The sequence below is a fragment of the Alcaligenes faecalis genome (genome assembly GCF_002443155.1).
Taxonomy (GTDB): domain Bacteria; phylum Pseudomonadota; class Gammaproteobacteria; order Burkholderiales; family Burkholderiaceae_B; genus Alcaligenes; species Alcaligenes faecalis.
This window is the reverse complement of sequence record NZ_CP023667.1, coordinates 2,085,554-2,104,994: the sequence shown is the minus strand read 5'-3', so window position 1 is coordinate 2,104,994 and position 19,441 is coordinate 2,085,554. Positions and strand designations below refer to the sequence as shown.

Annotated in this window: 27 protein-coding genes, 1 tRNA gene and 1 pseudogene; 5 read left to right on the top strand and 24 right to left on the bottom strand. The window is 53.3% G+C overall.

The window, feature by feature from the left end:
- The 5 genes from CPY64_RS09920 to cobA form a co-directional block, all read right to left on the bottom strand.
- Entirely contained in the window at positions 1-486 is a 486-nt protein-coding gene (locus CPY64_RS09920; RefSeq protein WP_042481381.1) for an Lrp/AsnC family transcriptional regulator, read from the bottom strand.
- Positions 479-1,474 (bottom strand): siroheme decarboxylase subunit beta, encoded by a 996-nt coding sequence (ahbB, locus tag CPY64_RS09915; RefSeq protein ID WP_226791359.1) that lies wholly within the window; start codon positions 1,472-1,474, stop codon positions 479-481. Before ahbB ends, CPY64_RS09920 begins: the two co-directional genes overlap by 8 nt.
- Complete coding sequence (locus tag CPY64_RS09910; protein ID WP_042481377.1) at positions 1,455-2,615, bottom strand: cytochrome D1 domain-containing protein; 1,161 nt, start codon at positions 2,613-2,615, stop codon at positions 1,455-1,457. Before CPY64_RS09910 ends, ahbB begins: the two co-directional genes overlap by 20 nt.
- The gene (locus CPY64_RS09905) at positions 2,612-2,923 is read right to left on the bottom strand and encodes a c-type cytochrome (RefSeq protein WP_042482191.1); all 312 of its coding nucleotides are present in this window, start codon (positions 2,921-2,923) and stop codon (positions 2,612-2,614) included. The genes CPY64_RS09910 and CPY64_RS09905 overlap by 4 nt, the downstream gene beginning before the upstream one ends.
- 62 nt (positions 2,924-2,985) lie before the next feature.
- The gene (gene cobA / locus CPY64_RS09900) at positions 2,986-3,768 is read right to left on the bottom strand and encodes a uroporphyrinogen-III C-methyltransferase (RefSeq protein ID WP_042481374.1); all 783 of its coding nucleotides are present in this window, start codon (positions 3,766-3,768) and stop codon (positions 2,986-2,988) included.
- A gap of 572 nt (positions 3,769-4,340) precedes the next feature.
- On the opposite strand from cobA, the gene CPY64_RS09895 reads away from it, so the two are divergent.
- The 3 genes from CPY64_RS09895 (at position 4,341) to CPY64_RS09885 (ending at position 6,078) form a co-directional block, all read left to right on the top strand.
- Positions 4,341-4,613, top strand: a complete 273-nt coding sequence (locus CPY64_RS09895) for an HU family DNA-binding protein (RefSeq protein ID WP_003799450.1) — start codon at positions 4,341-4,343, stop codon at positions 4,611-4,613.
- Positions 4,614-4,704: 91 nt separating this feature from the next.
- Positions 4,705-4,780: transfer RNA gene (locus CPY64_RS09890), tRNA-Val, on the top strand.
- Positions 4,781-4,959: 179 nt separating this feature from the next.
- Positions 4,960-6,078, top strand: a complete 1,119-nt coding sequence (locus CPY64_RS09885; RefSeq protein ID WP_042481370.1) for a site-specific integrase — start codon at positions 4,960-4,962, stop codon at positions 6,076-6,078.
- Here CPY64_RS09885 and CPY64_RS09880 read toward each other — a convergent pair.
- The 10 genes from CPY64_RS09880 to CPY64_RS09840 all read right to left on the bottom strand — a co-directional run bounded on the left by CPY64_RS09880 (position 6,026) and on the right by CPY64_RS09840 (position 11,665).
- On the bottom strand, positions 6,026-6,280 hold the full coding sequence (locus CPY64_RS09880; RefSeq protein WP_035272393.1) for a helix-turn-helix domain-containing protein: 255 nt from the start codon (positions 6,278-6,280) through the stop codon (positions 6,026-6,028). The genes CPY64_RS09885 and CPY64_RS09880 overlap by 53 nt on opposite strands.
- Before the next feature lie 88 nt (positions 6,281-6,368).
- The gene (locus CPY64_RS09875) at positions 6,369-6,599 is read right to left on the bottom strand and encodes a hypothetical protein (protein WP_042481366.1); all 231 of its coding nucleotides are present in this window, start codon (positions 6,597-6,599) and stop codon (positions 6,369-6,371) included.
- Complete coding sequence (locus CPY64_RS09870; protein WP_052362877.1) at positions 6,596-7,465, bottom strand: ParB/RepB/Spo0J family partition protein; 870 nt, start codon at positions 7,463-7,465, stop codon at positions 6,596-6,598. Before CPY64_RS09870 ends, CPY64_RS09875 begins: the two co-directional genes overlap by 4 nt.
- Positions 7,462-7,749, bottom strand: a complete 288-nt coding sequence (locus CPY64_RS09865) for a hypothetical protein (protein WP_042481363.1) — start codon at positions 7,747-7,749, stop codon at positions 7,462-7,464. The genes CPY64_RS09870 and CPY64_RS09865 overlap by 4 nt, the downstream gene beginning before the upstream one ends.
- Positions 7,742-7,942 carry a hypothetical protein gene (locus tag CPY64_RS09860; RefSeq protein ID WP_042481362.1) on the bottom strand — a complete coding sequence of 67 codons (201 nt, stop codon included), beginning with the start codon at positions 7,940-7,942 and terminating at the stop codon, positions 7,742-7,744. The genes CPY64_RS09865 and CPY64_RS09860 overlap by 8 nt, the downstream gene beginning before the upstream one ends.
- Positions 7,943-8,170: 228 nt before the next feature.
- Positions 8,171-9,454 (bottom strand): hypothetical protein, encoded by a 1,284-nt coding sequence (locus tag CPY64_RS09850; RefSeq protein WP_042481356.1) that lies wholly within the window; start codon positions 9,452-9,454, stop codon positions 8,171-8,173.
- Positions 9,451-9,609 carry a hypothetical protein gene (locus CPY64_RS19015; protein WP_155274656.1) on the bottom strand — a complete coding sequence of 53 codons (159 nt, stop codon included), beginning with the start codon at positions 9,607-9,609 and terminating at the stop codon, positions 9,451-9,453. The genes CPY64_RS09850 and CPY64_RS19015 overlap by 4 nt, the downstream gene beginning before the upstream one ends.
- Positions 9,606-10,238 carry a hypothetical protein gene (locus CPY64_RS09845; RefSeq protein WP_042481353.1) on the bottom strand — a complete coding sequence of 211 codons (633 nt, stop codon included), beginning with the start codon at positions 10,236-10,238 and terminating at the stop codon, positions 9,606-9,608. The genes CPY64_RS19015 and CPY64_RS09845 overlap by 4 nt, the downstream gene beginning before the upstream one ends.
- Complete coding sequence (locus tag CPY64_RS19010) at positions 10,235-10,561, bottom strand: hypothetical protein (protein WP_123794748.1); 327 nt, start codon at positions 10,559-10,561, stop codon at positions 10,235-10,237. The genes CPY64_RS09845 and CPY64_RS19010 overlap by 4 nt, the downstream gene beginning before the upstream one ends.
- Positions 10,562-10,765: 204 nt before the next feature.
- Positions 10,766-11,665 (bottom strand): recombination-associated protein RdgC, encoded by a 900-nt coding sequence (locus tag CPY64_RS09840; RefSeq protein ID WP_042481351.1) that lies wholly within the window; start codon positions 11,663-11,665, stop codon positions 10,766-10,768.
- A gap of 72 nt (positions 11,666-11,737) precedes the next feature.
- On the opposite strand from CPY64_RS09840, the gene CPY64_RS09835 reads away from it, so the two are divergent.
- Positions 11,738-12,445 (top strand): hypothetical protein, encoded by a 708-nt coding sequence (locus CPY64_RS09835; RefSeq protein WP_123794746.1) that lies wholly within the window; start codon positions 11,738-11,740, stop codon positions 12,443-12,445.
- 26 nt (positions 12,446-12,471) lie between these two features.
- Here CPY64_RS09835 and ssb read toward each other — a convergent pair.
- Together ssb and CPY64_RS09825 are read right to left on the bottom strand one after the other, a co-directional pair.
- Positions 12,472-12,816 (bottom strand): annotated as a pseudogene (gene ssb / locus CPY64_RS09830) (single-stranded DNA-binding protein); the annotation flags it as partial.
- Between the two features lies 1 nt (position 12,817).
- Positions 12,818-13,045: a hypothetical protein gene (locus tag CPY64_RS09825; protein WP_042481344.1), complete on the bottom strand. Its 228-nt coding sequence runs from the start codon at positions 13,043-13,045 to the stop codon at positions 12,818-12,820.
- 116 nt (positions 13,046-13,161) lie between these two features.
- Here CPY64_RS09825 and CPY64_RS09820 point away from each other — a divergent pair, with 116 nt between their 5' ends.
- Positions 13,162-14,061, top strand: a complete 900-nt coding sequence (locus CPY64_RS09820) for an AbiJ-NTD4 domain-containing protein (protein ID WP_042481341.1) — start codon at positions 13,162-13,164, stop codon at positions 14,059-14,061.
- Between the two features lie 2 nt (positions 14,062-14,063).
- On the opposite strand, the gene CPY64_RS09815 is transcribed toward CPY64_RS09820, so the two are convergent.
- From CPY64_RS09815 to CPY64_RS19005, 7 genes are all read right to left on the bottom strand, one after another.
- Positions 14,064-14,309 (bottom strand): hypothetical protein, encoded by a 246-nt coding sequence (locus CPY64_RS09815; protein WP_096917385.1) that lies wholly within the window; start codon positions 14,307-14,309, stop codon positions 14,064-14,066.
- A gap of 117 nt (positions 14,310-14,426) precedes the next feature.
- Complete coding sequence (locus tag CPY64_RS09810) at positions 14,427-14,654, bottom strand: hypothetical protein (RefSeq protein WP_035267847.1); 228 nt, start codon at positions 14,652-14,654, stop codon at positions 14,427-14,429.
- Positions 14,655-16,201: 1,547 nt separating this feature from the next.
- A complete protein-coding gene (locus tag CPY64_RS09795) occupies positions 16,202-16,660 on the bottom strand; it encodes a hypothetical protein (RefSeq protein WP_042481330.1) in 459 nt (152 codons plus the stop codon).
- Complete coding sequence (locus CPY64_RS19195) at positions 16,657-17,145, bottom strand: helix-turn-helix transcriptional regulator (protein WP_226791358.1); 489 nt, start codon at positions 17,143-17,145, stop codon at positions 16,657-16,659. The genes CPY64_RS09795 and CPY64_RS19195 overlap by 4 nt, the downstream gene beginning before the upstream one ends.
- Before the next feature lie 561 nt (positions 17,146-17,706).
- The gene (locus CPY64_RS09785) at positions 17,707-18,399 is read right to left on the bottom strand and encodes a S24 family peptidase (protein ID WP_052362876.1); all 693 of its coding nucleotides are present in this window, start codon (positions 18,397-18,399) and stop codon (positions 17,707-17,709) included.
- 511 nt (positions 18,400-18,910) lie between these two features.
- A complete protein-coding gene (locus tag CPY64_RS09775) occupies positions 18,911-19,132 on the bottom strand; it encodes a hypothetical protein (protein ID WP_042481328.1) in 222 nt (73 codons plus the stop codon).
- A gap of 68 nt (positions 19,133-19,200) precedes the next feature.
- On the bottom strand, positions 19,201-19,404 hold the full coding sequence (locus tag CPY64_RS19005; protein ID WP_123794744.1) for a hypothetical protein: 204 nt from the start codon (positions 19,402-19,404) through the stop codon (positions 19,201-19,203).
- Between the last annotated feature and the right edge of the window lie 37 nt (positions 19,405-19,441).

Genomic DNA, 19,441 nt, shown 5'->3' with positions numbered 1-19,441 from the left:
TCACAGCTCCAGTTTCAGGCTAAGGGCGTATTCCTGTTCTTTGGGAAAAGCAAAGACGGGCAAGCCGGTTTCAGCTTCGATTGCAGCCAGGCAGGATTTGATGTCTTGTGGCGTTGCCGTGGCAAGCACAAACCACATATTCAGGGCGTGAGCGCGCCGGTAGTTGTGAGCGACCTCGGGATGGCGGTTTACGGCTTTGACGGTACTGTCCCAGCGTTTTTCCGGTACGGCCATGGCGACCAGACAGTAAGCACCGCCTAGTGCCTCGATCTGAAAGAGGGGGCCAAAGCGGGTCAAGATTCCGGATTGGCGCAGATGCTGGACACGCGCAATCAAGTCGGACTCGCTCAAGGCAAAATCAGGAGCCAGCTGTGCAAAAGGCCGGGAGCAGATGGGGAAACCATCTTGCAGACGATTCAGAATGCGGCGGTCGATGTCATCCAGCTCAGCCGGCGCATGCAATGGTGGGGTGTGAGTATCAGTCATGATGAGCCGGTCTAAGCAGTGCGCCGCGTTGCTTGAAGCAGCGAGTGGAGAACAGCACTTCCTGGGGGAACGGGTTCAGGCCAAAACGGCTATTTAGCTCTGCATGATGGGCCAGTACGTGCTGACGATCTTTGCCGTGAATCATGCAAAACAGATTGTGATTCCAATGCGGCGGGTAGGGCTGCCGTTGATAGCACAGCGTAATGCCGTCTTGCTTGGCCAGTTCCTCACCCACGGTATCGATATGGTGTTTGTCTACCGTCCAGACACACATGGCATTGGCGCTATAGCCCAGTTTTCGATGACGTAAAACCAGGCCAAATCGTCTGAAAACACCTTGCTCCAGAAAGCTGCGCAGGTGTTGCAGCACTTGCTTTTCGCTCATCTGAGCATGTTCTGCCCAGGGCTTGAAAGGCTCGGCTTGAATTGCCAAACCCGGCAAAGAGCATTCCAGCAGTTTGCGTTCAGCACAGCCCAATGCAGGCAGGCCGTTGCCAGGTGACAAGGGGCTGGTGATCTTGGGATGTGCGGCCAGGCTAAATCCCAGATCAATGTGATAAGCCCGGATCATGGGCAAGGACATGGGCAACAAGCCGATATGTTCAGCGATGTGGTCCAGAGTCGCCTGCCGTTCTTGTTCACTCGCACAGGTCAGCACAAACCAGAGATTGATCGCATGTTCGCGTTCGTAATTATGATTCACGGCCGGTAAGGCGCTGATCCAGTCAGCAACTTTGTCCAGATCCTTGGGCGGAACATGCATGCCCACCAAGGTGCTGCTCATGCAGGCTGGGTTCAGCACTGGCCCGATGCGACTGATGATGCCTTGGGCCTGCCAGCGTTGAAGGTAGTCCATCACGGCTTGTTCACTAAGGCCCAATAGCAGTCCCAGCTTGCGGAACGGCCGGGATTCTAGTGGAAAGCCATGTTGCCAGGCATTCAATAGCTGAAAAGCAGAAGGGGAAAGATCAGAAACCAATGCGACCACTCCGATGCGTAAAAAACACTCCACTGGGGTGCTGAATATCCAGGCTTTCCAGACGCTTGAAACTGCGGGTGTCGTACACACTGACCTTGTTGTCGTCTCGCGCTGAAATCCAGACGGCCTCGCCCCGAGGGGTAAATTCCATGTGGAGAACGGCTTTGCCTGCGTCCAGGGTCTGAACCACTTTCAGTGTGGCGACATCAATGACCTGTACCTTGTCGTTGTCAGGAAAAGCGAAGTTCACCCAGACCTGACGGCCATCGGGCTGAGCCATCACAAAAACGGGTTGGCCATGAACGGGAATGCGAGTTTTTTCTTGCCAGTCCAAGGTGCTGGCAACCAGCACCTCATGGCGTCCAATAGCCGGTAAAAACAGGTCCTGACCAGCCAAGGACCAGCCGCGCAAATGCGGCATTTTGTAGACGGGCAGGGCGGTCTCTCCCCGGCCATAGCCTTGCAGGATTTTCCGGACTCCATTTTTCGGGTTCCATAAATCCAGCATGGCCAAGGCGTCCTCCCCAAACAGGCCGGCAATGTAGTAGCGCCCATCCGGGGTGACCATGGCATCGTAGGGCTGGCGGCCTGCTGCAAAACGTCGTGTCGTGGGGTGCAGTGGGTCGGACAAATCGGTCAGCCAGATTTCGTCCGCCTCGAACAAGGAGTAGGCGAATTGCTGATTCGGTAGATCCGCCAAGCCAACCACCTTGGCGCGCTTGTTGGGGGCATAGTAGGACGGGACCTCACTGATCAAGTCCAGGGTGTCGGCATCAAAAACCTTGATGCCGCCCGGTTCGTAGTTTTGCACCACGATCAGCTTGCCATCCTGTGAGATTGCCCCACCTATGGCATTGCCGGACTGAATGATGCGACGGACTAGAACCTGTTCAAGCAGATCCACTTTGCTCAGTCCACCATCGCGCCCAAAGACATAGCCATAGCGCCCATCGCGTGAGTAGGTGATATGAGCGTGGGACAGATCGCCCAAACCTTCAATGCGCGCCAAGCGGCTGCGATGACTGGTTTCAACAACGGCCACACTGCCCGTCGCACGTTCAACAACCAGCCCCAGGTCATTGGTGCCGCGTAGTGGGCTGGCACAGCCGCTTAAAGCGACAAGCAGGCCAAGACTCATCAGTGCTTTCATGGTGCTGCATCCGATTCATGGAGAAGAAAATCAGCCAGCCAGAGACTTTCTGCCGGCTGCAAAAAGCGGTTCCAGGCAGGCATGGCTGTTCCGGGACGCCCATGCATGATCGTCAGGGCGATTTGCTCTGCGCTCTGACCCCGCAAGGCATCAGCCGTCAAGGCAGGGCCCAGACCTCCTTTCAGCAGCAGGCCATGGCACGAACCACACTCTTGATGCAGCAGTGTTTGTAGAGAGGCTTGCCGCTCCAAGCTCACAACGGCTTCATCGGCAGTGGCTTGTTGTGGCCAAAGAAGGGAGAGCAGCACGGCCGGCCATATCTTCACCAGAGCCTGCCAGCCACTGAGTTTTGAAGGAAGATGCAGGCCTCTCACATCGCGGCCCCGGAGGGTTCGGGAGCGAGGGCATCTTGGGTATTGGGTATGGGCTGTGGGTAGTCCGGGTGCAACTGCACCACTTGTCCGATGATCAACAAGGCTGGCGGGCTGAATGTCTGTGCAAGCTGAGGGAGTGTTTGCAAGGTACCCAAGCCCCAGCGTTGGCTTTTCAGCGTGGCATCTTGTGCCAAGGCGATAGGCGTATGCGGGCTGCGTCCATGTTGAATCAAGGCCCGGGCAATATGGCTGCAGTTGGCCATGGCCATGTAGAACACCAGCGTACAGGTGGGGTCGGACAAGGAGGCCCAGTTCAGTTCCAGCCCCTTGTTCTCACGCAGGTGCCCAGTGATAAAGCGCACACTACTGGCCAGCCCGCGATGGGTCAGGGGTATGCCTAAAGAAGCTGCGCAGCCTGTAGCCGCGGTAATTCCAGGCACGACTTCAACCTGGACCCCGTGTTGCTGCAGATACAGCTGCTCTTCGCCTCCCCGTCCAAAAATAAAGGGATCGCCGCCCTTCAAGCGGACAATGTGTTGGTGTGTTCTGCTCAGTGACAAGAGGATGTCGTTGATGTCGTCCTGCATGCTGGGCTTGCAGGCAGCTACCTTACCGACATCATGCAAGGTAGCTTCAGGATTGATACAGCTCATGATGGCGCGGCTGACCAGGCGGTCATAGACCACAGCATCTGCATGTTGCAGCAGGTATAAAGCGCGTAGTGTGAGAAGTTCAGGGTCGCCAGGTCCCGCTCCAACCAAATAAACCTTGCCGTGCATCGCTGCGCTCCTTGACGGTAGCAAGTACCGAAATACAGTCAAACAATGCAGAAAATTGTAGGAGGGCAGAGCGCTTTGATATGGGCATGGTTGGCGTTCAAGGCAGGGGTGCAGAAGTGCGGCCTTTTGCTCTCTGGCAAGAAGGGTGAAGCCGCTAAGTACGGGGCATATAAGGGAATTTATGCGGGCGACAGTTTGCCAGGCCGCCGGTAGGTGTACTGAAGTGCTTGAAAAAATGTTCAAAAACGCAGTATCAGTCGGCTAATTTTTGGGTTTCCAAAGCCCAAATAACATATTTGCGACGGCCTGTTAAGTTTCTCGATGCAAAATAGGGAAAGTCCTGCAACTTGTATCAACAGTGAGCAATGATGCGGGTTACAGGGGTTTTTTTGCTTGACACGGGTATTAAACGAAGGCTTAATACGCGGTAGCCAACCGGGGCACTTGTGCGCCCGGTAGCCATGGCAGGCGGTAGTGCTTATCAGCCCTGTCGTTTGTCACTATTAAGTCTGACCGCCACAAACTGGTTCCCGCTGGGGGCCCGTAAAATAATTTTCAGGGGTATTTTCTCAATGAATAAAACCGAGCTTATCGAATTCATTTCCACCAAAGCCGATCTGTCCAAAGCTGACGCTGGTCGTGCACTGGATGCGTTTATCGATGCCGTGACCACCACGCTGAAAGAAAAAGATACGGTTACTCTGGTTGGTTTTGGCACCTTCGCTGTGTCGGAACGCGCTGCCCGTTCGGGTCGTAACCCACGTACCGGTGAAACCATCGAGATCGAAGGCGCAAACGTGCCCAAGTTCCGTCCCGGTAAGGCTCTGAAAGACGCTGTGAATTAATTTTTAAATTAATTTACGCAAAAGACTTGCAAAAAGAATTCTTTGGTCCTATAATTCTTTTTCTTCACAAGAAGAACGGCATCACTGAAATGGGTGCTTAGCTCAGCTGGTAGAGCGGCGCCCTTACAAGGCGTAGGTCGGGGGTTCGAACCCCTCAGCACCCACCATTTCTTTTGCTAGTCGAATCAAGCACTTAGGTAAAACTAAGTGCTTTTTTTGTGCCTGTTTAACCAACTTTTTGGGTAGTCTAAGGTAGCCTCAACCAACCAAGATTGGCTTGCTACCAACTCTACTACGCCCTACATTGAAGCCTGTTTATGCCTGAATGGCGTGCTGGAGAAATGTAATGGCTGGTAAGCGGATTCGCACAAACGGCACCTGGGAATACGTATTCAAAAAAGCCGGGTTGCTGGAAAAACCGATCTATATGACATTCGCCTCTGAGCAAGAAGGCGATGAGTATGCCCAACGCCTCGAAGCGTTACTGGATCGGGGGATTATTCCTTCCGAACACCAGCCAGAAGGTCGCATCCTGACGATCAATGCATTGGACAGAGAGTACCAACGTGAAGCCCACCCATCCTCAAAGGACGCCGCATCGCTGCGCGTGATTGTGCGCATGCATGGCGATTGGCCGTTGGCCAGGATCACTGCCGGCTGGGTAGATAATTGGATTTCAGAAATGAAAAGGGTGGAGCAGCTTGCGCCAGCCACTATCCGTGCCCGTGTGGGGGCGTTGGCGCGTTGTACCGATTGGGGAATGAGAAAGGGCTACGTCCAGTTCCCTGATCATCCACTGCGCTCGTTACCGGATGGATACGCACAGTACACGAAGATGGATGCTGCGCTGTCTGGTGGTGGACGTGTTGATACCGAGCGGGACCGTCGGCTTGAGCGCGGCGAGTACGAAAAGATACTGGCAGTAATTCAAGCGGGTCGACTGCCGCGAGCAAGAACTGATCTGCCATATGCGCCAGCTTTGGAGTGCATTTTTATCCTGGCGGTGGAGACAGCGATGCGATTGAGGGAGATGTACACCTTGACGCTCGCGCAGGTAGATCTGAGCCAGCGCACGGTGTTTTTAGAGAAAACAAAGAATGGCGATAAGCGTCAGGTGCCTTTGTCCTCAGTTGCTATGTCAGCATTGGAGAGATATTTAGCGTTCCGATCGGAGCAGGGATGGGATCATGATCGGTTATTCCCTTGGTGGGGTGGGCGGCATGATGCAGCGAGTCTTTCAAAAATAAGTGACTTCCTCTCAAAGCTTTTCAAGAGAGTCTTTGCGGCGGCTGATATCGAGGACTTGAACTTCCACGACTTTCGCCATGAAGCTACCAGCCGCCTGTTTGAGAGAACCCGCCTGTCCGAGACGGCGATCATGCGGATCACTGGCCACAAGAGCCAGCGCATGCTCATGAGGTACGCGAACCTGCGCGGGTCCGACCTGGCTGATTCACTTTGGTGATCCCACGCATGCGGTCAGCAGTCTGCTTGATCAAGAGTTGGTCCAAGTAATTGAGAACGTCGCGTGTCAGCATGACGTAGGCGCGTCCGACCTTCGCCGCTGGCACGGCGCCAGACTGGATGATCTCAAGCATGGTCTTGGGGTGTACCTTCAAAATGTCGGCTGCACCCCGCAGATCAGTTGTGTGATTGTTGGTTTGCATGTTTCTTCCATAAAAAACCCGCCACGGGGGGCGGGTAGATTCCAATCTTTGGCCGTTTTGGCCAGGACTTCCATAATTCGATCTTGCATTAGTGGGCCTGCCGGAACTCCTGCAGGAACCGCTGGCGGAACTGCTCAGTATCCAGGTCCGTGGTGCGAACCTTCGTATTCTCAGGGTTGTTCATCCAGTTCCACATGCGTGTGCTGAGCATTTGAGCGCCGGTGATTTGGCGCTGCAGCTCATCAATTTCGCAGGCTACGCACCCAGTGCGACTGCGGTGTACCTGGGCTTCACTGTGTTTTTCGCAAGTAGCTTTCACTCTTCTTTCTCCGTATTCATAATGGCCTGCAGGTCGAGTAAGGCCTGGGCCGGCACAAGCACGTAATCTGTGCCACCTTGTTCGGTCCGTTCGTATTCGACAGCAGATCGCAGAAACTTCTGCAGTGGGGGCGCGATAGCTTTCACGGTTAAGCGGGGGCGGTCGGACAACATGCGGGGTGTGACCTTCGTCTTGCCCTCATCCTGCGCCCGCTCAGCCGCCTGTTCGATGACCTGGCCCGCTTGCTCGCCGTGCTGGCGCACCAGGCTGACCGCTGCTGACGCTGACACTTGGCCCGAGTTGATTGCCCGCTGTACGTCTGAATTGGAGTTTGCAAGCATCAGCATTTGCTCAACATGGGTGCGAGACTTGTGCACGCCCTGGGCAATCTGGGTGGTGGTCCAGCCAAAGTTCGCCAGTCGTCGGTATCCCCGAGCTACTTCCAGGGCTCCCAGGCGCCGGTTTTCCACGCTGGTCAGGATACGCAGGGTGCGCTCAGCATCACTTCCCTCAAACGGCACAATGCTGATCCAGGCTTCAGGCTGCCCACCATCACGCGCTGGTGTTCTGGGCAGCTTGCCTTCTGAATCGAGCAGGGTCAGGGCGCGTCGCCGCCGATATCCGTCAACTACCCACACCCCACCTTCTTCACGCGGACGTACTTCCAGTGCTGGGTAAGTGCCGCCAGCCCCGATAAATTCGGCCAGATCTCGGATACTTTCCTCAAACGAGACTCCATCAGCATCGACTGCTGTTTCATCTCGCAGATTGAAGCCTGGCTCTTCGTGAATATCTTCCAGGCGGATTTTCATTGCATCTGCCCGCTTGATCGTCTTGTCACCGATCATGCGTTTGAATGTGGTCATGGGTTTGCTCCTTCACGTAGCATTTTGAGCAGGGCTGTCCGGTACTCACCCAGGCTCAGATACGAGATAGCGGACGCATCGCAGGCGACAAAGGTCTCGATGTTGGTCAGGGTTCTTTGTTGCTGGTCGATCCGGTTCGCAGCTTCGAGCATGATTGCGGTGGGCAGTACCATGCCTTCAACAGCAGGCCCGCTAAAGTCCCGCCATCCAAACTCTGGTTCTCCATTTGCCTGGATCGGCCCCAATGGGTACTTGCAGCGCAAGCGGTGGGTGAGGTCATCCATGGGCAGCCTCCTTTCGTATTAACTTCACACGCACCTTGCGGCGCTTGGACTTAGACTTTCGTGAGAACCAGAGCGCCAGCAAGTAGGCAAGCGTGACGGCCATCATGAACCCAATGCCTGGCAGAAAGCCGTCAAGAAACTTGCTCAGCATCACCAGGTAATTGAACTCAATGCCGAAGAGGCTGACGGTCACTGGCCTGCTCCTTGCGTCGTTGGTCGTAAAAATCCATCCCAGCCTGCCCAGAAAGGAGAGGGTCGATTACCTTGCCCAATGTGTACATGGAGTTGCAGCGCTGGCACTGGACCCGTAAATCCCTGTGTGCGCGGATCACTCCGTCGTAGTACGGTGGGCCTATTTCGGGGTGGCTCGGCAGGTAGAACCATGGGTCGGGCTTATGCCCTAAGAGGCGGCACAAGAGTTTCATGCCTGCTCCTTACGGGCTGCGTCGATAGCGGCGTCTATCTGATCCTCGGACGGGAGCTGTCCATCTTCGAGTCCCATGGCCTCGATCGCATTCAGCGCCCGCTGAAGAAAACCTGCGTCATCCGCGGCGGCTGAGGCTCTGTAAGCTCTCCATCGCTCCGCATCCACCTTTTCGGCGTCCTGCTGGGCGAGTGCGGCGCTCCATGCCTCCCTTGCAATCGCTACGCAATCGCCAATTGGCCCCAAGTGCGGGTATTCGCGTTTGATCCACGCATCGAACCCTCCGATATGCTGGCCCTCGGTTTCGAGATAGCGCAGTTCCTGCTCATGCCCCTTTACTCCGCACGTCACGGCTCCCCAGCTTGACCACTTTCCGCCGGGCATGCGGTACCGTGCCTGGAATGCACCTTGTGGCGTCGACGTCGTCAGGTCGCGCAGGATGTGTTGAATCAGCGCATCCACGGCCATAGGTGAGCCGAACTCGATGTAGCCCTGCGCGTTTTCGCGGCCTCCGACGTGGGCGATACGCTGGCCCAGACTCATGCCCCGCGTCGGGCTTTCGAGCAACCCATCAGCACCGCTTACAGGTTGCTGTGCCTCCCGCAAGTTTCGCAATGCTTGTACCAGCTCGTAGTGTGCTTGGTCTGCATCATCACACGCCGACCCATAGCCTTCTTGTTCTGGCTGTGTCAGCGCGGCATCAACACGGGCATCGGCCCAGGCAACCGCCTTGGCAAAAATAACGGATGCGTGACCTTGCAAATCTGGCGATTTGTCAACCGTCTTTTCTTGCGTTTCTGGTGATTTGTCAACCTGCTGCGCCAGAGTGGAGACTACCCTTTTTACGCGTGCCAGCAGGTCGGATATATCGTGTTGTGCAATTGGCGTATCTGGCAAGATAACTGCTGAAATCTCGAAAAGCCTGCGAGCTAGCCTGCTAGCGACTTCCGCATCTATTGCGGCTCGGTGCAGCAGGGCCAAATTCTCTTTTTGCAGCGCTTCAATCTCTGCATCCCTTGCTGGGATACCTGCCATCACATCATCGAGCGTTTGCTGCGTGACGTCTGGCTGGGCGGCAGCGGGGGCGGACAGGGAGGCTCGGGCAGCCCACACTTTGAATAGTTTCTGTTCAGTCTTATTCCAATCTGAATGCCCGAATTTGCAGAAAGTGCTAATAGATTTTCCGTGCTCACGGTAATACCATTTCGCGAAATCCTTTCGTTCGTCTGCCTCTGCCCGCTCCGAGCTCACTGGTGCGTTGTTTTGTGTATTTGTGCTCATCGCTTCTTCTCCCTTAGCTGGGGGTAATTCGGGTTGGGTGCGGCTTTGGACGTCACCGGGATGAATGCGCGTGTGCCGTAGACCTGCGCTGCTCGTTGCAGGTTGAACGCTTCTTGCGGGGTGGATCGTGCCTGGTTGTGTGGGTGGGTGTTCATTGGGTGGTGCTCCATTCTTTCAATCGGATGGCTGTTAGCTCGGCCTGCAGGTCCCGGAGCTGGCGGGCTCGGTCGTCAGCGATACGCGCAATCCGCTGTCGCTCTGTATTGGCTTCGCGTATCCAGCGGTTCATTTGGTCTGCATCGCCTACTCGGGATAGCAGCTTGATCAGCAGAAAGCGTTCGCGCTCCTCGTTGGCGTTTTGTCGCCAAGCGCTGAAGACCTCTTTCATGGCGTCATATCCCAGGGTTACGCCGGTTGCCGCGCCGCACCTGATCTTGATATGGCTGCGTTGGTTGACCCACAGCAAGCCCCAGCCTTCCGGTAAATCCTCAATATCGATTAGCCCCTCTGGGCACATGAAGTAGCGCCAGTGGCCCATTCCTCTTTCTTTCCGGTGGGGCTTTGCTTTGTCAGCAAGGAAGTCGGAGCGGCTTACTTTGCACTCGACAACTACGCTGCCAACGTTCGGGGTAGCAATGCGAAATCCGATGGCGTCTGGTATTTCTCCGTCCCAGCCACTGCGGGCCTCGCTTACAGCCACATTGCAGCCATGGCCATTCTGGGAGTGAGGGCGTTTGAGCCACTTCACGGCCAAATCGCACAGGCTCTCGTGTGTGTGAGTCATGGCCTGCTGTCCTCCTGGCGTGCAGCAACAATAGCGGCCATTTCCTCAGGCGTTGGACGGCGTACTTCGCCACATGTTTGGCACTCCATGCGAGTGGCCTCAACCGGATAGGTGCGTCTTGGCTCCCAGATATGCTGGCCATCATTCAAGCAATCAGCCTTTTCGGGCTCGAAATAGAAGCTGATGAATGTTGTGAAAGTGAAGTGCTTTCCGCATGATCGGCAGTGATCGTGATGCAGAACACCTTCTTCGTAACCGTGCCCGTCATCGTGACAAACCTCAAAGGGCGCTTCGCAGTACGGGCAATCAAAGTCGTGGCTCATGTTTAGCCTCCCATCCGTTCTCACCCCAGACCACACAGCTGTACTCAAGCTCATGGCACAGGGATGCATATCCGTTATTGAAATGACCGTGATGCTTCGATTTGTGCAGCAGAATCCGAGGCGTGGGGTCATGGCGAAGGGTAAAAAATTGCCCCGGTTCGATGTGTCGAAGGCGGGGCAGGGGTTTGTTGCAGTAGGCGCGGCTCATGATGACCGCTCACCACCCAGCGTCACGACCAGATCGCTGATCATCTTGGCCAGCTCGGAGGTCATCAAGGTCATGTCGGCATCAAAGATCTCGTTGTCATTGACTGCCGGGACGTCCTGCTTTTCAGTCAAGATGTCCAGCGGGGCCACGCGTTTGACGTCCAGCGCATCGGTCAGCACAAAGCTGATGCGATCCGCCCAGGTCATGGCCAAACGAGTGCATTGCTTGCCGGCTTCAACGTGCTTGCGCACTTCGTCAATGTCGGCGCTTTGCTTGACGTAGCGCACGGTGGCACCGCTGTCGCCGGTGGAGCGCAGTTCAGTGTCCTGGTCCACAGTAAAGTTGGCCAGTTGCTCTTCATCCACCAGCCAGGCCGTCATAGCGCCAGCGGGTGACCACTCGGTATACAGGGGCAGAACAGGGAAGGGCTCCACGCTCTTGGCGAACAGACCCAGCACCTCATCACTCTTAGCCACGGCTGCAGTATCGATGACAAACCAGTGATTTCGTGTGTCGATCCAGACCTTGGTGTCGCGCTGCACAGCATGAGAGCGGGGCATCAGATCAATGATGATCTGCTCTTTGATTTCCTTCATCTGCTTGCGGCCTGGCTTGTAGCCTTGCTGCTCTTCGATTTCGCGGGCTTTCTCGCGTGCAGCCTGGTTGACCACAGCGCTCGGCAGCAGTTTCCTTTCAGCACGCATGCAGATCAGATACTGCCCATTCACCTCATGGATCAGCCCACCACCTTCACGCGGCGGCACCCAGCCAAGGCTGAGTGGTTCTTGGCTGCCGCATGATGTGAAGCGCTCTTCATTGAGCATCGCTGAGAGCTCTTGCGCTGAAACATCGAACCGAGGGTCAAGACGAAAGATACGCAGGTTTTTAAACCACATGGGAGTATTCCTTTCAGGATGGGCTATGCTTTCACTCTGATATCGGAGCGGAGCGAGCTTAGGAGTAGAAAATTGGAAAACCGAGACGAACTGCCTTGCTGGGCATTGCTATGCATTATTGTTGGCTTAGTTTTTGCGGGAATTTTTGTATGGCAATTTCCAGATGACTCTGCAGCTTGGGCCTCTTGGATTCAGGCTTTCGGCACGATCGGTGCAGTAGCTGCCGCGATTTATGTCGTTCACTTGGGCAATAAAAAGGCGAGAAAGCTGGCAGATGACTTAGCTTATGAGCAGGCAAAAAAAGATGAAGTGGCTATCCTGAGAGCTTTAAATGCTGAGCTCGAAGTTGAATGGTCACGTTACTTGGAGATGGGAGGCGGGTTATTAGAAGAGCATAATGAAGAAGATGCCTTTGATATGTTTTGGATGCCTCCAAATCCTAGGTTTCCTATCTTTCAGTCTTTGGCTCATCGAGTGGGTGTTATCGGCGATCCAGACTTAGTTAACCATTTGATAAGGACATACTCTCTTTTTGGGCGGTTGTTCGTTAATTTTGAGACTAATAATAGTGAGATGATTAACCTCAGGGCTTCAAATTTATCTGTTTTACAGGGTGTAAAGGGGGTGGAGCGCCTCCTACGGGATGATTTTGAGCACTTTAAGCGGATGTCTCCTATACTAATTAGGTCACACTTGAACACGAAGGCTGCAGTAGCTGGCGCCCAGCGTTTAATACAAAGCCGTGTTAATTCCCTTATCACTCAGGCCATTGATGCTTGAGATCAGCGTCTCTATTAGTCAATGTGACCGCCACCGTCACGGCCACCCAGCATTTGCATTTGCTCGGCGATGATTTCGGTCGTAAAGCGCTCCTGACCGTCCTGGCCTGTCCATTTACGGGTGCGCAGACGACCTTCTACGTAGACAGGACGACCTTTACGCAGATATTCACCCGCGATTTCAGCCAGAGGGTTGTAGAACACCACACGGTGCCATTCGGTCTCCTCTCGGAGTTCGCCGGTTTGCTTATCCTTCCAGCTGGAAGTAGTGGCAATCGAGATGTTGCACACGGGGGAGCCACCGGCCTGGTATCGGACTTCGGGATCTCGCCCAAGGTTGCCGACAAGAATTACTTTGTTGACTGAAGCCATATTAGAAGCCCGCTGCGGGGGCGATGTAGTTGAGCAAGCCAGCTGATACCGTGACCGCAGCAGCAGAGCCAAGACACCAGCCTGTAGGAATCTCACTGTCAGCAGGGAGTGGTTCCCAGCCGAAACGATGAGCCATATTGGGGTGCAGGACACGCACCCACAGCTTGTCGACTAGTAGCCCAGCAGTTACCAGGCCAGCGAGCAACATCAAATAAGCGAGCGCGGTCATAGCGCCTCCTGTTAGAAAAGAAAAAGCCCCACGCTTCGTTGGAAGGTGGGGCTTGACGGTTGGTTGGCAATGGCAGATATTGCGATTGGATTTTTTACTGTTTGAATGGGGTTGGGATGGAGATACTGCCGTTTTCTGTTCGTATTGGTGAGGCTCGGAAGTCTATCGCTGACGATTTTCCAATTAGTGCGAGGAATTCCCTTAAGCATTTACTAGCTGAGCTGGTAGAGTTGAGGTACATCGCTGATTGGGGAGTTCTCGCTAAAGAGTTGGATAGAGTTTTAGGTGAGGCGCCGCGAGATTACCGTGTAACTGCCTACACCGATGAAAGTGGTTTACGGGGCTCTACATTCTCTTCAATTGATTACCTTTCCTGGGAAAGGGTGTATGACTTTTGTGAGCGATTGTATTCAAAGATAGTATGTCACTCTGAATATACGAATTTTGGGGAATTGGTCAGTGAGGATCGTGCGATCCCGCGAGCCTTTTTAGAAAAAGAGTTGAGAAGAGTTTTTCGAGAGGAAGGCTTGGCATATGATTTTATTGATGGTTCTGTAGTCAGATTTGGAAGAAAAAACACCGAGAACCTAATCTCTAAGTCACAAACCGTTCTAAATGATAGTAGGTTATTAGAAGCTAGGAAGCACTTTCATAAAGCACTAGATTTTTTCCGCACATCGAAGGGGGCTGACTATGAAAACTCTGTCAAGGAGGCGGTTTGTGCTTTAGAGGCGGCCGGAATTAGGCTGTTTCCGGAGTCGCGGGCAAAAACATTAAGTGAGTTAATTGGCTGGTTCAAGAGCGAACGTTGTTCCAAGAAACTGCTAACCCCAGTATTAAATACACTCTCTGCTATCTATGCCTTGAGGGGGAGTGCAAACGGTGTTTCTCATGGTGCGGCTTCTGGGGGAGAGGTTAGCCCTGAGATTTCAGAGTACGTCATGGCCGTGTGTGCTGCTCAAATAGTGCTCTTAGTTAGTCTCGCTCCCGCGGAAACTGATGATGTGCCGTTTTAGCGTCACGGCGAGAAGGGCAGCCATGCCATAGGAACCTTGCCGGTGCGCTTATTGGGCCTTCCATCTGGTTTAGGCTGGCGGACCATGATGCGCAGTCCATCATGACCAACCGTCTTGCGGGCCACTGCAATCCAATCATGGCAAAACTGGGGTGCATCAAACTCAGGCGACACCTGCCGATGTTTGGCTGATTCAAAAATCTTTGCAGCACGATCTGCGTACCATTGCTGCAGATCCTCTGCAGTCATTTTCTCCAGCTCCTTCTTGGGGGGGCTTTGCGAGCCGCCAGCGTTTTGGCCAGCGATTCCGTCATACCAAACACACAGAAAGCGGACATGCCGATCTCCTACAGTGGGGGCGCGGTGTTACATCACACGCCCAAGACAATCACAAAGATAGGTGCGCAGCAGCTTCAGAGCCTCATCTTCTTGGCCCAGCGAAAGCGCTTGGAACATTGCTTGGAGAGCGGGCGCATGATCAATGCCTTCTATGCCCCGACTCTCCAGCTCTGAAATCAAATCGCTTGTATCGATGTCGCTGAGCTCGACATCCACATCAATATCGACGGTCGTTGATACCGTGACGCTCGACATACAAATCTCCTCGCATGAAAAACCGCCCTGAGTAGGACGGTTTCAGATGCGGCCCCACCAAAGGGGCCATGAGTGCTGGGATTCCAACCAGCATGACCGTTTCCGTTTTTGGCCGTCTACGCCTCACCCTCTTTCTCCGTAAACCGTGCTTTGACGGACTGGAGACGGCAGAGATACCGCGCAGAGCCACAACCATGCTTGTGGGTGCTATTGAGCCGGACGAACACCTCCACATAGGCGGGGTGAGCAACATCGGCAGGTGGGTTGTTAAAGATCGATGGATGAATATTACCCAAAGGTAATTAATAAAACAATACCTATAGGTAATTATTTAAACGATATGGGTAATGGGCCTGCATGCACTAGCAGGCTAAGATGCTGTTACGTTTTGATTCTTGTTACGAGCTTTTCGGAGAGTGGGATGCGGACAGGCAGTTTGATGCTCAGGCGTAGCCAGAGGGGAGGTAACGCTCGTGAGTGGATTTCGAGTGCGCTGATGTCGTTCGGGCTGCTTCTTATTGTATTGAGTGTGCCCTCAACAGCCGCGGGATTTAGCCTGTTTGGACCAAATCTTGACCCAGTGAAGGATTTGCTTGCTGATCCTTATTCAGCAAAGTTTGAGAAGGTTCAAACAGTTCGCCCTGGAGTCATATGCGGGACTGTTAACTCCAAGAATCAGTATGCTGCCTACACTGGCCCTAAGCTGTTTGCGATAGTGAATGGCAAAGGCTATTTTGCAGAGACATCACCGGAAGAGGTTGGGCTGCAGTGCGTTTATGCAAGAGACTGCAAAGATGCTGAGTGTGTTCAGGAGGTTGTGTCAGCTAGGGCGCAAAAGGAGCGGGATCGCCAAATGGAGCCCAAGGCGAGGGATCTGCGGGGGAAGGTGCAGGCTACATGTACAGCTAAGGTCGCAGAGGACCCCAGTGGTGCGATTAGTTGTAGCAATGCTTTAGTGACTTGTCGGGCATCAGCGGGGGTGGAAGCTGAGGTGGATTGCTTGACGGCAACCTTGGGAAAGTACGGCAGATAACAAAAAGCCCCGGGAGGGGCTTTGTCGTATAGGCTCGTTACGTGAGCTGACGTATCAGAACGGAAGGCCGGGGAATCGGTCTTTTAGCTGTCGGATAAGTTTTTGCCGGGTCGACACCACTTGTTTTGTATAGGTTTGATGGCTTTCGACTGTTCGGCGAGCGGGCTCGCGCAACGGAGAAGTGTGTAGTGGGCTGCGACTAGCCTGGTTAAGTTTTTCGTAGATAGTAATACCTTATGTATGACTTCAAATTACCGCTGCAGCCTGGAAATAGAGGTTTTCCTAAGCAATGGTGTGGCGTGGAATTTGAAGGGTAGTGCGATAGCGAGATTGCTATCTTTAAATGACACCGGCCTTATTGTACCAGTATGGGCTTTGCGCCCACTTAAGCATAGAAGTGCTTTGTAACGTTTCCTGGGACCTATGGGCGCCAGGGCCTGGTCTGTACGCCTAACAAGAAAGCCCCGGGAGGGGCTTTAGTGCCAGGGCAGGAAGAGTAGACATTTTGTGGCTACTACTGCTCTCCAAACTCTGTAACAGCTTTTGAGTGGGACTTGAAGGTTAGGGCGTTCGAACGGGCGATATCTCCCTGTTCGTCCTCGAATTCAACTACTAGCCTGCTGCCTTCGGTCGCCTCAACGTCTTCCAGATTGATTACCACCTTAAGGTAGATCCAAGCTGAGTCTTTGGACGTATTATCTATTGCTTCTTGCTGATGGGAGCGCAACTCTTCAGGAATCTTATCGCTAAATAAAGTCTCCCCCTCGCGGAATCTCACGCGCACCATCATAGGTCGAAACGGGCGTTCAACTAAGGTTGAGAGAGTCACAATAATGCTTAACTTCGACAGTTTGATTGGAAGCTTTGTAAATTCGGATATATCGTCGTAAATACCAACGATAGTATGCTGGCCCGACACTTCCCTTCGGATGCCTTCGGCAAAGTAGGCGGTAGCTAATGCGTTATTAATCATACACTTTTGCCTTGTCGTGAGACTTTGAAAGCTGCATAGTATTCATCCAGACTCACTCCTAGTGCATGCGCGATCTCACCCGCCCTTTCGACAGAAGGTGTGTTGTTACCGGTTTCAATTCTAGCGATAGTGGATTGCGGAACCCCAATTTTATTAGCTAGTTCCAGTTGCGTGAAGCCACGATTTAGCCGTAAGGAGCTGAGGGTTTGCTCGCCTGGGTAGAACTCTTCTGCCACCCATTTCCTGGCTGCGGGCATCTCCGATTCAAGGCCGTGCTGTTTGATTAGTCCATTCAGAAAATCCAAGGCGTCAGTTGCGCTTGAGTCGACCCCCAGCTCTGCTTGACCGTTTCCGCCAACATCGAATACCAGACTTCCGAAATGGAACTGGGGATCCGGACTGACGTGCTCACATGTATATGCGGGAGCAGCACCGATTAAAAGCACCGATGATGTCGCGACTTGTAGGATGCTGTTCATTGTCATAGTCAATGTCTTCTCGTCTTTTGATGCCTAGAATGCACACAGTTGTTTTTCGCTTTGACGGTGAGTCGATGCAGTAAAAAATCCGATAGTCAGGATATCTTGCTTTAAAGCAAAAAAACTTAAGGCGCCAAATGGCTCGGCCCTGATTGTGCTGAGCAATCCACTTCTTCACATTAATGTCCGCATCGTCATATGAATGTGTTGATAGTTTTGTCAGTAAATCAGGGTCGCATTTAGCCTGTTCAAGGAACGCTGTAAACCTCGTGACAACAAGTGGGTCCGTTAGAACGTATCCACTTAAGTCAGCTTTAGAGGTGCCTTCGAGACGGAACCCAATCATTATAGCAAATTCGATATAAATTTCAATTTACATGTCTGTTTCAATTTTCGAGCCCTCCAGCAGTTCGTCTAAGCTGCATGATTTGTCTCCTAATAACGACTACTTGTAGCAGCTTTGTTCATTTCTAAAAAATAAGGAGCCAAACGGCTCCTTGTCTCTTCCTGCTCAGTCCTTCTTACGTACAGCCTCCCTGGGCTGGGGCAATTCGATATCTGTCATATTCAACCTTTCCTCAGGCTCCACCAGGCCATAACCCTACCGCACACAGTGATAGCCTCAGCAATATGGCGCAGATCGTAGCGCTCTTCATCTGGGTACTCATCAACGTTGTCACTGCGGATGATCAGCATCCCATTGCTTAGAATCATTGCTTTCTTGAGTATCAACCGACCAGCGACATCAAGCACGTAGATACCAGCTGCTTCGATGCTGCGGCACTCCACATCCACAAACACCAAATCTCCATCATTGATGGTGGGCGACATGCTGTTTCCGCTGCCAGTCAATACCTTGATGCGGGACGGGTTCACACTACCGACTTTCTCACGCACCCATTGTTCGAGCACATCCAAGTGCTGAACTAGTTGTACGGGGGCGTCCAGTTCCCGGCCACGCCCCATAGAGGGGGTGGGGGAGAGGTGTTCCAGCCTTACGTAACCAGGGGGCGGTGCGCTGCTGACCGCGGTTGTCAGTTCCCCGGTTTCAGCATCAAGCCAGCCAGGAAAAGCGGCATTCAGTCGCTCAACATTATCCTCGCCAATACGCTTTTGGCCCGCCTTGCCTTCAGGGTAAAGCATGCGAGAAACGTAGCTGGGGTCAACGTCAATTCGTGAAGCGATCTGTGAGATGGCTCCATGCCCTAGCTGCGCACGTAGCGCGAGCAATGCTTGACGACGTTGTTCAAATTTATCCATGGGCAGATTTCAACTAATTATTACCTGCGAGTAAATGACCTATGGGTATTGATAAATTAATTACCTATAGGTAAGATTTGTGCATGGAAACTCTTCGCACCTATCTGAACGGCCTAGACCGACCCACCCAAGCTGCTTATGCCGAGAGGTGTGGCACCACGCTGGGATATCTCAGGAAGGCTATCTCACGGGGGCATCGATTGGATGGCGGTCTCGCCCGACGACTTGATATTGAGTCTGGGGGGCGTGTACGGCGTGAGGAGCTTCGCGGAGATATTTGGCCTGAACTAAAGGAACCCCACATGCCCAACACCCCCGACCCCAAACCTGACGACCGCATCCCCATCGGTCCCCCTGACTGCATTACAAAAGGGGGCGCACATGCTTAAACGTCTGTACGCCCGCCTGGTGCTCTGGCTGATCCGTCCGGCACTAACCCAATGGGGAGACAACGGGGGCGTAGATAAGTCAGCCCGCGCTGTAGTGCTGAATGAGCTTCGCCCAAGTGGCGCTATTTCGAAGCTGCTACAGCGGCCAGCGCTTGTTGCTCCGCCAAATCGGAGATCTCGTTAAAGGTCATCTTCCCGAGTGTTTCGCGGTCCAGGTCAAGACTTAGCTCAATAAATCCGGCAGCGCTGATTTCTTGAGGTACGACGATTTCCACCCTGGCGTTAACGAAGAAAGTCTCTTCATCGAGCTCGTTAATAGAAAGAGTCGCTAGTTGCAATTTCATGGTCAGTCCCTTTTAAGAAAAGTTTAGTTACTTGCATCTCTAAGCATAGCTGATCGGGATTGACCACCTCAATGAACGGTAATGGCCCCGAGCTCACCCAGGCCATGCCGTTCATTCCAAACAAGCCGGTCGTATATGCCGGTGATGTGGTCATCGGTAGGGCATCTGAAAGCCGCATAGGCCAGCTCAGTAGCTCTATCAATGACTTCAAAGCGGGGGAGTTCTTTTTTATCCATCCCCGCATTTTCAGTTTCACGACCGATTTTTTCCATTTGTAGTTCCCGTCCCTGATTAATCACTACGTACTTT